A 12,862-nucleotide genomic window follows, 5' to 3' on the forward strand; every position below is an offset into this window, starting at 1 on the left:
AAGCCGTGCACGCGGGCGCGGCGGCGGTTATTCGGCTGGAAGGTCCGCTTGCCCTTGGCCACGGCGTTCTCCTCGTTGTATCTCGGTCCACGTGACCCGGGCCGTCCGCCCGTGAAGCGTCGTCACGACCACGGTCGGCGGTGGGCCTTGCTACTGGCCGGCGCGGTCCCCATACGACTTGGGTCGCAGCCGTATCGCCGACTTCCGGGCGACTGTTTGAGGGTACTGACGAGCCATCCCCGGGTCAAACCTGGCCTGCGCCAACCCTGGCGAGTGAATCGGAGCTTGCCCGTCGCCGAAGCTTTCCGAAGACGGCGACCGTACAGCGCGAACGGCCCGACCGAGCCTAAACCAGGCAACTGGAATACAGCAGAACGGTTGGCAGCCGCACAGAAAACTGTTAGCTTCTTGCAATGCCGTGCCAGACTCGGACGGCGGCCGACAACGAAGCGAGGATGGCGGATCGACTGGCTGCCCAGGCGGCCTCCAGGTTGTCACCAGCACGAACATTGTGAGCTGTCGCCGGTAGGCTGCGGCCCGCACTACGATCATCCTGTACACAACTGTGCATAACTATGTGGATAGTTGCTTCGTCGCCAGTGCCCCTCGACCAGGGATATGCGAGGACCAGGGAGATACGTCGTTGACCGATGACCCCGGTTCGACTTTCACGACAGTGTGGAGCGCGGTCGTTTCCGAACTCAACGGTGACTCCGCAGCGGACAACGCCACCGGCAACCGCTCGACGCTCGTCACTCCCCTGACCCCTCAGCAACGGGCGTGGCTGAACCTCGTGCAGCCACTCACCATCGTCGAGGGCTTTGCTCTGTTGTCGGTGCCGAGCAGCTTCGTGCAAAACGAGATCGAACGTCATCTGCGCGCGCCCATCACCGACGCGTTGAGCCGCCGACTCGGACAACAGATCCAACTCGGGGTGCGCATCGCTCCGCCCCCCGACAGTCCCGACGACGGCGCCGTCGCACCGGCGGAAAACCTGACCTACGACGCCGAACTGGACGTCGCCGAGATCGACGAGGCCGACGAGAACGGCGACGTGCCCATCGGCACCGAGCACAGCTGGCCCAGCTACTTCTCCGAGCGCCCGCGCAACTCCGACCCAGCGGTCGCCGGCGGAACCAGCCTCAACCGCCGCTACACCTTCGACACGTTCGTCATCGGCGCCTCCAACCGGTTCGCCCACGCGGCCGCCCTGGCGATCGCCGAGGCACCGGCACGCGCCTACAACCCCTTGTTCATCTGGGGCGAGTCCGGCCTGGGCAAGACCCACCTGCTGCACGCCGCCGGTAACTACGCGCAGCGGCTGTTCCCCGGGATGCGCGTGAAGTACGTCTCCACCGAGGAATTCACCAACGACTTCATCAACTCGCTGCGCGACGACCGCAAGGTCGCCTTCAAGCGCAGCTACCGCGACGTCGACGTGCTGCTGGTCGACGACATCCAGTTCATCGAGGGCAAGGAAGGTATCCAGGAGGAGTTCTTCCATACCTTCAACACGTTGCACAACGCGAACAAGCAGATCGTCATCTCCTCCGACCGGCCGCCCAAACAGCTCGCGACCCTCGAAGATCGGTTGCGGACCCGCTTCGAGTGGGGTCTGATCACCGACGTCCAGCCGCCCGAACTCGAGACCCGTATCGCCATCCTGCGCAAGAAGGCGCAGATGGAACGGCTTGCGGTGCCCGACGACGTCCTCGAGTTGATCGCCAGCAGCATCGAACGCAACATCCGCGAACTCGAGGGCGCCCTGATCCGGGTGACCGCGTTCGCCTCCCTGAACAAGGCCCCTATCGACAAGGCGCTGGCCGAGATCGTGCTACGCGATCTGATCGCCGACGCAAGCACCATGCAGATCAGCGCGGCGACGATCATGGCCGCCACGGCCGAATACTTCGACACCACCGTCGAGGAGTTACGCGGCCCGGGCAAGACCCGCGCGCTGGCTCAGTCCCGCCAGATCGCGATGTACCTGTGCCGCGAGCTCACCGACCTCTCCCTGCCCAAGATCGGCCAGGCATTCGGGCGCGACCACACCACCGTGATGTACGCCCAACGCAAGATCCTGTCCGAGATGGCCGAGCGGCGTGAGGTGTTCGATCATGTCAAGGAGCTCACCACGCGGATTCGGCAGCGGTCCAAGCGCTGACCGCGCCTCTTTTCTTCAAAAAAACTTCTCACTCCCCTGTCACAGCAGTCACACCGGTGTGTTGTGCGCAGGCATGTGCACAACACTGCCGAACAAGCGATCGCTGATCACACTCCAGTGCACACCCGGCGCTCTTCCCCACCCGCTCACCAGGCAACGCACAGCCGCCGAGCGTGTCATCCACAGCCCGATGAGTCCCCAAGCTGCGCCTAACGCCTTTTGTCCCCAGCATGCACAGCCCTTAATACTGGTACTGAGATATCTTCGGTCTTCCTTCTTTGAAAACCGGCCCTGGGGACGCTCGAATCACACAGCCCCGCACCGCGGAGGACCCGACGCCTTGTCGGGCCCTGCGATTAGCTTTCAAGATGGCCCCGGACGATCTACGGTTGTTCTTCGGCTGCCGTTGCGGTCGTCGTGGCTCGCTCTGTGCCATCGACGTCCGTCGCGGGAACCCACGCTAGCGGGAGGGCTGGCCCGGGGATTTGGATACTTGGCAGGTGAAGGGACGCTTTATGGACGTGGCGACGACAACTGCGGGCGTCACCGACCTGAAGTTTCGGTTGGTGCGGGAGTCTTTCGCCGATGCGGTGTCGTGGGTGGCGAAGAATCTGCCGTCCAGGCCGGCGGTGCCGGTCCTTTCCGGGATCTTGTTGTCTGGCTCCGACGACGGCCTGACCATTTCCGGGTTCGACTACGAGGTTTCCGCGGAAGCGCAAATCGCAGCCGAAATCGCTTCTCCGGGAAGTGTTTTGGTGTCGGGACGGTTGTTGTCTGACATCACGCGGGCGTTGCCCGACAAGCCCATCGATTTCTACGTCGACGGCAATCGTGTGGCATTGACCTGCGGGAACGCCCGGTTCTCGCTGCCGACGATGGCGGTCGAGGATTACCCGACGCTGCCCGACCTGCCGGAGGACACCGGCACCTTGCCGGCGGATTTGTTCGCCGAGGCGATCGGACAGGTCGCCATCGCCGCGGGTCGGGATGACACTTTGCCGATGCTGACCGGCATCCGCGTCGAAATCTCGGGCGACAAGGTAGTTCTGGCGGCCACCGACAGGTTCCGGCTGGCGGTGCGGGAATTGACCTGGTCGGCGTTGTCCCCCGACGTCGAGGCGGCGGTGTTGGTACCGGCCAAGACGCTGGCCGAGGTGGCGAAGACCGGCACCAACGGATCCGAGGTGCGGCTCTCGCTGGGCGCCGGTGCCGGGGTCGGCAAGGAAGGTCTGCTCGGTATCAGCGGGAACGGCAAACGCAGCACCACCCGGCTGCTGGATGCCGAATTCCCCAAGTTCCGCCAGCTGTTGCCGGCTGAGCACACCGCGGTGGCCACCATGAACGTGGCCGAACTGACCGAGGCGATCAAGCTGGTTGCGCTGGTGGCGGACCGTGGGGCGCAGGTCCGAATGGAATTCGCCGACGGCATGCTGCGGCTGTCGGCGGGCGCCGACGATGTCGGGCGCGCCGAGGAGGACCTGCAGGTGGATTTCGCCGGCGAGCCGTTGACGATCGCGTTCAACCCGACGTATCTGACCGACGGGCTCCGTTCGGTCGATTCCGAGCGGGTGTCGTTCGGCTTCACGACGCCGGGCAAACCGGCGCTGCTGCGGCCGGCGTCCGCCGACGACAGCCACCAGACCGGCCCCGGCCCGTTCGTCGCCCCGCCGACCGATTACGTCTACCTGCTCATGCCGGTTCGGTTGCCCGGTTAGGTGTACGTCCGGCATTTGGGACTGCGTGATTTCCGGTCCTGGGCGCAGGCCGACCTCGAACTGGGACCGGGCCGCACGGTGTTCGTCGGTCCGAATGGCTTCGGGAAGACGAACCTCATTGAGGCGCTGTGGTATTCGACCACGTTGGGTTCGCACCGGGTGAGCACCGCCGCGCCGTTGATCCGGGCGGGTGCCGACCGGGCCGTGATCTCGACGATCGTCGTCAACGAAGGCCGGGAATGTGCCGTCGATCTGGAGATCGCGGCGGGGCGCGCCAACAAGGCGCGACTGAACCGCTCGCCGATTCGCGGCACGCGCGAGGTGGTCGGGGTGTTGCGGGCGGTGCTGTTCGCCCCGGAGGATCTGGCGCTGGTACGCGGCGACCCGGCCGACCGGCGGCGTTACCTCGATGATCTGGCGACCGTGCGCCGGCCCAGGATCGCCGCGGTGCGTGCCGACTACGACAGGGTGCTGCGCCAACGTACGGCGTTGTTGAAATCCCTTGGCGCAGGAAGGCATCGGCGGGACCAGAGCGCAGTGGAAACCCTCGACGTGTGGGATGTCCGGTTGGCCGAGCACGGTGCCGAATTAATGTCCACCCGTATCGATCTCATCGAGCAGCTGGCGCCCGAGGTCGAAAAGGCCTACCAGCTACTGGCGCCCGGGTCACGCCCGGCTTCGATCGTCTACCGCCCGAGCCTGGGCGGGGACTGGGCGGGCGGGGTCGAACGCGAGGACCTCGAGGGGGCGCTGTTGTCGGCGTTGTCGGCGCGACGTGATGCGGAACTGGAGCGCGGGATGTGCCTGGTCGGGCCGCACCGAGACGATCTCGAGTTGCGGCTCGGCGAGCAGCCCGCGAAAGGCTTTGCCAGCCACGGCGAGTCGTGGTCGTTTGCGGTGGCGCTGCGGTTGGCCGCATACGAGTTGTTGCGGGCCGACGGCGGAGAGCCGGTGTTGTTGCTCGACGATGTCTTCGCCGAACTGGACACCACCCGGCGCCGCGCCCTGGCCGGGGTCGCCGAATCGGCCGAACAGGTTCTGGTGACCGCGGCGGTGCTGGAAGACATCCCGGCGGACTGGAATGCTAAACGGGTGCACATCGAGTTGCGTGACGAAGAGTCCGGGCCCGTGTCGGTGGTACGGCCGTGACCGGTGACGACGACGGGTTGACCGGTATCGACCTGGTGCGCCGCACGCTCGAGGAGGCGCGCGCGGCCGCGCGCGCCCAGGGCAAGGATGCCGGACGCGGCCGGGCGATCCCACCGAGCTCGCGCCGGGTCGCCGGCCGGCGGCGAAGCTGGTCGGGGCCGGGCCCCGACGGCCGGGATCCTCAACCGCTGGGCCGGTTGGCGCGCGACCTGGCGAAAAAGCGTGGTTGGTCGGCCCAGGTGGCGGAAGGCACCGTCCTGGGCCACTGGTCGTCGATGGTGGGCCAGCAGATCGCCGACCACGCCACACCCGTCTCCCTCAGCGAGGGGGTGCTGAGCGTGGCGGCCGAATCCACCGCCTGGGCGACCCAGCTGCGCATGATCCAGGCGCAACTGCTGGCCAAGATCGCGGCAGCGGTCGGTAATGGCGTGGTGACGTCCCTCAAGATCACCGGGCCGGTCGCCCCGTCGTGGCGCAAGGGCCCGCGCCACATCGCGGGCCGGGGACCCCGCGACACCTACGGATAGGTCGCGGCGGAGCGTCGGCGGCGGCCGCCTCAAATCCGCCAGGACGAAACGGACCCGGGTGATGCACGTCAGGACGCGACCCAAATGAAGAAATTGAGCACACGGCGCGGTCAGGTGGGCAGAAACGCGCCTAGAAAATCGGTCCTGACGGCCCCTCACGGTAGACTTGACGGGATGCGACCGCTGCGGTGACTGAACCGCTCGCATGAAACCCCGAGGAGAGCATTCCGACCGTGGCTGCCCAGAAGAAGAAGGCACAAGACGAATACGGCGCTTCAGCCATCACCGTGCTGGAAGGTCTGGAGGCCGTCCGCAAGCGCCCCGGCATGTACATCGGCTCCACCGGTGAACGCGGTCTGCACCACCTCATCTGGGAGGTGGTGGACAACTCGGTGGACGAGGCGATGGCCGGCTACGCCACCAAGGTCGACGTCCGCCTGCTCGACGACGGCAGTGTGGAGGTCGCCGACGATGGCCGCGGCATTCCGGTGGCGATGCACGCCACCGGCGCCCCCACCGTGGACGTGGTGATGACCCAATTGCACGCCGGTGGGAAATTCGGCGGCGAGAACAGTGGCTACACCGTCAGTGGTGGGCTCCACGGCGTCGGTGTGTCGGTGGTCAACGCGCTGTCCACCCGACTGGAGGTCAACATCCGGCGTGACGGGCACGAATGGTTCCAGTTCTACGACCGCGCCGTCCCGGGCACCCTCAAACAGGGAGAGGCGACCAAGAAGACGGGAACGGTGATCCGGTTCTGGGCCGACCCCGACATCTTCGAGACCACCGAATACGACTTCGAAACGGTCGCGCGCCGGCTTCAGGAGATGGCGTTCCTGAACAAGGGCCTGACGATCAACCTGACCGACGAGCGGGTCAGCAACGAGGAAGTCGTCGACGAAGTCGTCAGCGACACCGCCGAGGCGCCCAAGTCCGCGCAGGACAAGGCGGCCGAATCAACGTCGCCGCACAAGGTGAAGCACCGCACGTTCCATTACCCGGGCGGCCTGGTGGACTTCGTCAAGCACATCAACCGCACCAAGAGCGCGATCCACAGCAGCATCGTCGACTTCTCCGGCAAGGGCGAGGGCCACGAGGTCGAGATCGCGATGCAGTGGAATGCCGGCTACTCCGAGTCGGTTCACACCTTCGCCAACACGATCAACACCCACGAGGGCGGTACCCACGAAGAGGGCTTCCGCGCCGCGTTGACGTCGGTGGTCAACAAGTACGCCAAAGACCGCAAGCTGCTCAAGGACAAAGACCCCAACCTCACCGGCGACGACATCCGGGAGGGCCTGGCGGCCGTCATCTCGGTCAAGGTTGCCGAACCCCAGTTCGAGGGTCAGACCAAAACCAAGCTGGGCAACACCGAGGTCAAGTCGTTCGTCCAGAAGGTCTGCAACGAGCAGCTTACCCACTGGTTCGAAGCCAACCCTTCCGATGCCAAAGTCATTGTCAACAAAGCGGTATCCTCGGCACAGGCGCGCATCGCGGCTCGCAAGGCGCGAGAGTTGGTGCGCCGCAAGAGTGCCACCGACCTTGGCGGCCTGCCCGGCAAGCTCGCCGACTGCCGGTCCACCGATCCGCGGAAGTCCGAACTGTACGTGGTGGAGGGTGATTCAGCCGGCGGCTCGGCCAAGAGCGGCCGCGATTCGATGTTCCAGGCCATACTTCCCTTGCGCGGCAAGATCATCAACGTCGAGAAGGCGCGCATCGACCGCGTGCTGAAGAACACCGAAGTCCAGTCGATCATCACCGCGCTGGGCACCGGGATCCACGACGAGTTCGACATCAGCAAGCTGCGTTACCACAAGATCGTGTTGATGGCCGACGCCGATGTCGACGGCCAGCACATCTCCACGCTGCTGTTGACGCTACTGTTCCGGTTCATGCGGCCGCTGATCGAAAACGGGCACGTGTTCCTGGCGCAACCGCCCCTCTATAAATTGAAATGGCAGCGCACCGAACCCGAGTTCGCCTACTCCGATCGCGAGCGCGACGGCCTGCTCGAGGCGGGGCAGAAGGCCGGCAAGAAGATCAACAAGGACGACGGCATTCAGCGCTACAAGGGTCTGGGTGAGATGGACGCCAAAGAGTTGTGGGAGACCACGATGGACCCGTCGGTGCGGGTGCTGCGCCAGGTCACTCTCGATGACGCCGCCGCTGCCGACGAGCTGTTCTCCATTCTGATGGGCGAGGACGTCGACGCCCGCCGCAGCTTCATCACCCGTAACGCCAAAGACGTTCGCTTCCTGGATGTCTGACCGCTCAGACGCGCCAATGCCAAAGAGGAATAGATGACTGACACCACCCTGCCGCCGGGTGACCAGCCCGCCGAGCGGATCGAACCCGTCGACATCCAGCAGGAGATGCAGCGCAGCTACATCGACTACGCCATGAGCGTGATCGTGGGCCGCGCGCTGCCCGAGGTGCGCGACGGCCTCAAGCCGGTGCACCGGCGCGTGCTGTATGCGATGTACGACTCCGGTTTCCGCCCGGACCGCAGCCACGCCAAGTCGGCGCGGTCGGTGGCCGAGACGATGGGCAATTACCACCCGCACGGCGACGCCTCGATCTACGACACCCTGGTGCGCATGGCCCAGCCGTGGTCGCTGCGGTATCCGCTGGTCGACGGGCAGGGCAACTTCGGCTCGCCGGGCAACGACCCGCCGGCCGCGATGAGGTATTGCGTCACCGAAGATGCGTTGGTGCGCTTACCGTTCGGGCAGTCCGTACGGATTGGGGACGTGGTTCCGGGCGCCGCGCCCAATTCGGACAACGCGGTCGAGTTGAAGGTTCTGGATCGGCACGGTAACCCCGTTCTGGCGGACACGCTGTTCCACTCGGGCGAGCACCAGGCTTTCAGGGTACGGACGGTTGACGGCTACGAGGTCACGGGTACGGCCAACCATCCCTTACTGTGCCTGGTCGACGTCGGCGGCGTACCCACCTTGCTGTGGAAGCTGATCGAGGAGATCCGCCCCGACGACCACGTCGTGTTGCAGCGCACGCCGCCGGTGGAACTCGGCCCTGGTGACTCCCATGACGTGCTGGAAGCCTTGCTGCTCGGTGCTTTCATCAGCGAGGGCTTCGTGTCCGAATCTCGCGCCGGGTTCAACAATCTCGACCGCGACTACTTCGACATGGTCGTCGGCGCGTACGACGCGGTCGTCGGAGGCCGGCGGTATGTATCCGCGCGGGTGATCGCCGCCGGTTCGATGCTGCACGAACTCGACGTGCAGAATCTGTCGGAACTGAGCAAGACACGGCTTGGTGGGTTGATCGGGCAGCGTTCGGCCGACAAGGCGGTACCGCATTGGCTGTGGCGGTCCCCTGCCGCAGTGAAACGCGTCTTCTTGCAAGCGCTGTTCGAGGGTGATGGCTCGTGTTCTGCGCTACCGCGCAACACAATTCAAATATTTTACTCGACACGCAGTAGGCAGCTGGCCATAGATATTCAGCAGATGCTGCTCGAGTTCGGAATCGTCTCGAGGCGATACCGGCAGGCCCTTGGCGAGCACAAGGTCGTCATCACCAATCGTGCTCAGGCCGAATTATTCGCAACCCGTGTGGGTTTCGGGGGCGCTAAGCAAGCCAAGTTGACCGCCGTACTGGCCGAGATGCCGACTTGTCGCGGGCGGGACGGAGATTACGTACCCGGACTGGCCGCGTTCATCCGCAAGTCCGCCGGCGGCTCGTGCGCTGACCGCGACTGGCTCAACCGCCACAACGTCGACCGCGTCCAACGCTGGCAAACGCATGGCGCCGAGATTCTGGCCCACATCGCAGACCCCGACGTCCGCGCCATCGCCACCGACCTCACCGACGGCCGGTTCTACTACGCGCGGGTTGCCTCGATCACCGAGGCGGGCGTGCAACCGGTGTACAGCCTGCGCGTCGACACCTCCGACCACGCATTCCTGACCAATGGTTTCGTCAGCCACAACACCGAGGCGCGGTTGACCCCGCTCGCGATGGAGATGCTGCGTGAAATCGACGAGGAGACAGTCGATTTCGTCCCCAACTACGACGGGCGGGTGCAGGAGCCGACCGTGCTGCCCAGCCGGTTTCCCAACCTGCTGGCCAACGGGTCGGGCGGCATCGCGGTTGGCATGGCGACCAACATCCCGCCGCACAACCTGCGCGAGTTGGCCGAGGCGGTCTACTGGTGCCTGGAGAACCACGAGGCCGATGAAGAAGCCACCCTGGCCGCGGTCTGCGAACGCGTCAAGGGACCCGACTTCCCGACGCACGGGCTGATCGTCGGGTCGCAGGGCATCGCCGATGCCTACAAGACCGGGCGCGGATCCATCCGCATGCGCGGCGTGGTGGAGGTGGAAGAGGATTCGCGCGGCCGCTCGTCGCTGGTGATCACCGAGTTGCCGTATCAGGTCAACCACGACAACTTCATCACCTCGATCGCCGAGCAGGTCCGCGACGGCAGGCTCGCCGGAATCGGCAACATCGAAGACCAGAGCAGCGACCGGGTGGGGCTACGCATCGTCATCGAGCTCAAGCGCGACGCGGTGGCCAAGGTGGTGCTCAACAACCTCTACAAGCACACCCAGCTGCAGACCAGCTTCGGCGCCAACATGCTGTCGATCGTCGACGGCGTGCCGCGCACGCTGCGCCTCGACCAGCTGATCCGCCACTACGTCGCCCACCAGCTCGACGTGATCGTCCGGCGCACCACCTACCGGCTGCGCAAGGCCAACGAACGCGCCCACATCCTGCGCGGCCTGGTCAAGGCGCTCGACGCGCTGGACGAGGTGATCGCGCTGATCCGGGCGTCGGAAACCGTCGATATCGCCCGGGCCGGGCTGATCGAGCTGCTCGACATCGACGACATCCAGGCCCAGGCCATCCTGGACATGCAGCTGCGGCGCCTGGCGGCCCTGGAACGCCAGCGCATCATCGACGACCTGGCCAAGATTGAGGCGGAGATCGCCGACCTCGAAGACATCCTGGCCAAGCCGGAGCGCCAGCGCGCCATTGTCCACGACGAGCTCGCCGAGATCACCGACAAGCACGGCGACGACCGGCGCACCCGGATCATCGCCGCCGACGGCGACGTCAGCGACGAGGACCTGATCGCCCGCGAGGACGTCGTCGTCACCATCACCGAAACCGGGTATGCCAAGCGCACCAAGACCGACCTGTACCGCAGCCAGAAGCGCGGCGGCAAGGGCGTGCAGGGTGCCGGGCTCAAGCAGGACGACATCGTCAGGCACTTCTTCGTGTGCTCGACGCACGACTGGATCCTGTTTTTCACCACGCAGGGGCGCGTGTACCGGGCGAAGGCCTACGAGCTGCCGGAGGCCTCACGCACCGCGCGCGGCCAGCACGTCGCCAATCTGCTGGCCTTCCAGCCCGAGGAGCGCATCGCCCAGGTGATCCAGATCCGCGGGTACGAGGACGCGCCGTACCTGGTGCTGGCCACCCGCAACGGTCTGGTCAAGAAGACCAAGCTGACCGACTTCGACTCCAACCGCTCGGGCGGCATCGTGGCCATCAACCTGCGCGACGGGGACGAGTTGGTCGGTGCGGTGCTGTGTTCCGCCGCCGACGACTTGCTACTGGTGTCGGCTAACGGACAGTCGATTAGGTTCTCGGCGACCGACGAGGCGCTGCGCCCGATGGGACGCGCCACCTCCGGGGTGCAGGGCATGCGTTTCAACGCCGACGATTACCTGTTATCGCTCAACGTGGTTCGCGAAGGCACCTATTTGCTGGTCGCGACGTCCGGCGGCTACGCGAAGCGGACCGGGATCGAGGAATACCCGGTTCAGGGCCGCGGCGGCAAGGGCGTCCTGACCGTCATGTACGACCGCCGGCGCGGCCGGCTGGTGGGCGCGCTGATCGTCGACGAGGAAAGCGAGCTTTACGCGATCACCTCCGGCGGCGGCGTGATCCGCACCGGCGCGCGCCAGGTCCGTAAGGCGGGCAGGCAGACCAAGGGCGTCCGGTTGATGAACCTCGGTGAGGGCGACACGTTACTGGCCATTGCGCGCAACGCCGAAGAGAACGCCGAGGAGGCCGTCGAGGAAGCCGGGACCGCCGGCGAGGCCGACGGCGCGAGCGAGTAGCGGGTAACGATCCGGGCGGGCGTTGCCTCGGGAAAGTCGCTGGCAACTAGACTCAGGCCGGTGACGATGCGGGCCGCTGTGGGGCCCGCGGAGGAGTCGGGCAATTAAGCTCAGGCCGGTGACGATGCGGGCCGCTGTGGGGCCCGGACGCGATGCGACTGCCGGCGCCTGGGTAGGCCCAGGTCGGACCGGGTAGGGAACGTTAGGAGTCGGGGTGACCTCACCGAGCGAGCCGGGCGCCCCCAACAAGGGTGACGGCCTTAATGGGGATGGTTCGGCCGAGCGGGGCGGCGCGCACCACGCGACGCCCGCCGCGGGTGGCCGGGGCCAGGACGCCACCGACGCACCGCCCTGGCAGCGCGGCGCGTCCAGGGCCGCCCAGTCGCCGCACCGTCAGAGCGAAGCACACGGCGAGCCGCGGGGGTCGGGCGCGCCGGGCGGTGCCGACGCCCGGCCGAACCGGTTCGTTTCCGGTATTCCCGGGGCCGGCGCCGCCGGGCCCATCAGGAACCCCACGCAGGAGATCGACGCCGTGTCGGCGCGCGGCGAGGGCTCGCCGGCCGAGGCATACGCCAGCGAGCTGCCCGACCTGTCGGGCCCGGTGCCGCGTCCCCCGCAGCGCAAGGCGACACCGCCCGAGCGCGGCGCGGAGGCGTCAAAAGGGCCCGGATCGGGTCGTCCGGAGGGCCGGGGGCCGCGCGAGGACCGCGTGCAGATGTCGCGGCGGCCGCGGGGGCCGGTCCGGGCGAGCATGCAGATCCGCCGGATCGATCCGTGGAGCACGCTGAAGGTGTCGCTGCTGCTGTCGGTGGCGCTGTTCTTCGTCTGGATGATCGCGGTGGCGTTCCTGTACCTCGTGCTCGGCGGCATGGGTGTGTGGGCCAAGCTGAACAGCAACGTCGGCGATCTGCTCAACAACACCAGCGGCAGCAGCGGCGAACTGGTGTCCAGCGGCACCATCTTCGGCGGCGCCATCCTGATCGGCCTGGTCAACATCGTCCTGCTGACGGCGATGGCGACGATCGCGGCGTTCGTCTACAACCTGACCACGGATCTGATCGGGGGCATCGAGGTGACCCTGGCGGACCGCGACTAGCGTGGATGCCAGCGTTTTGGGGGTAGGGCGGCGATTGCGGTAATCTCGTCGCTCGGCCGTACGCGAGTGCGGGCCTATAGCTCAGGCGGTTAGAGCGCTTCGCTGATAACGAAGAGGTCGGA

General features: G+C 66.2%; 8 protein-coding genes. 7 read left to right on the forward strand and 1 reads right to left on the reverse strand.

What is annotated here, in order from left to right; genetic code table 11:
- On the reverse strand, positions 1–62 hold a 62-nt coding region (locus AC2VOR_RS00620; RefSeq protein ID WP_486963015.1), incomplete at its 3' end, for a 50S ribosomal protein L34.
- Positions 63–643: 581 nt separating this feature from the next.
- On the opposite strand from AC2VOR_RS00620, the gene dnaA reads away from it, so the two are divergent.
- The 7 genes from dnaA (at position 644) to AC2VOR_RS00655 (ending at position 12,740) form a co-directional block, all read left to right on the forward strand.
- Positions 644–2,164, forward strand: coding sequence for a chromosomal replication initiator protein DnaA (gene dnaA, locus AC2VOR_RS00625; RefSeq protein ID WP_486963013.1), 1,521 nt, complete (start codon positions 644–646; stop codon positions 2,162–2,164).
- A 515-nt stretch (positions 2,165–2,679) separates the two neighbouring features.
- Entirely contained in the window at positions 2,680–3,879 is a 1,200-nt protein-coding gene (dnaN, locus tag AC2VOR_RS00630; RefSeq protein ID WP_369741358.1) for a DNA polymerase III subunit beta, read from the forward strand.
- On the forward strand, positions 3,880–5,028 hold the full coding sequence (gene recF, locus AC2VOR_RS00635) for a DNA replication/repair protein RecF (RefSeq protein ID WP_369736231.1): 1,149 nt from the start codon (positions 3,880–3,882) through the stop codon (positions 5,026–5,028).
- Entirely contained in the window at positions 5,025–5,555 is a 531-nt protein-coding gene (locus AC2VOR_RS00640; protein WP_369736232.1) for a DUF721 family protein, read from the forward strand. The genes recF and AC2VOR_RS00640 overlap by 4 nt, the downstream gene beginning before the upstream one ends.
- Before the next feature lie 233 nt (positions 5,556–5,788).
- Positions 5,789–7,822 (forward strand): DNA topoisomerase (ATP-hydrolyzing) subunit B, encoded by a 2,034-nt coding sequence (gyrB, locus tag AC2VOR_RS00645; protein WP_486963014.1) that lies wholly within the window; start codon positions 5,789–5,791, stop codon positions 7,820–7,822.
- Between the two features lie 33 nt (positions 7,823–7,855).
- Positions 7,856–11,644 (forward strand): intein-containing DNA gyrase subunit A, encoded by a 3,789-nt coding sequence (gene gyrA, locus AC2VOR_RS00650; RefSeq protein WP_369736233.1) that lies wholly within the window; start codon positions 7,856–7,858, stop codon positions 11,642–11,644.
- A 214-nt stretch (positions 11,645–11,858) separates the two neighbouring features.
- Positions 11,859–12,740 (forward strand): DUF3566 domain-containing protein, encoded by an 882-nt coding sequence (locus AC2VOR_RS00655; protein WP_369736234.1) that lies wholly within the window; start codon positions 11,859–11,861, stop codon positions 12,738–12,740.
- Positions 12,741–12,862 lie beyond the last annotated feature (122 nt).

Source organism: Mycobacterium sp. TH-M103 (assembly GCF_057473785.1).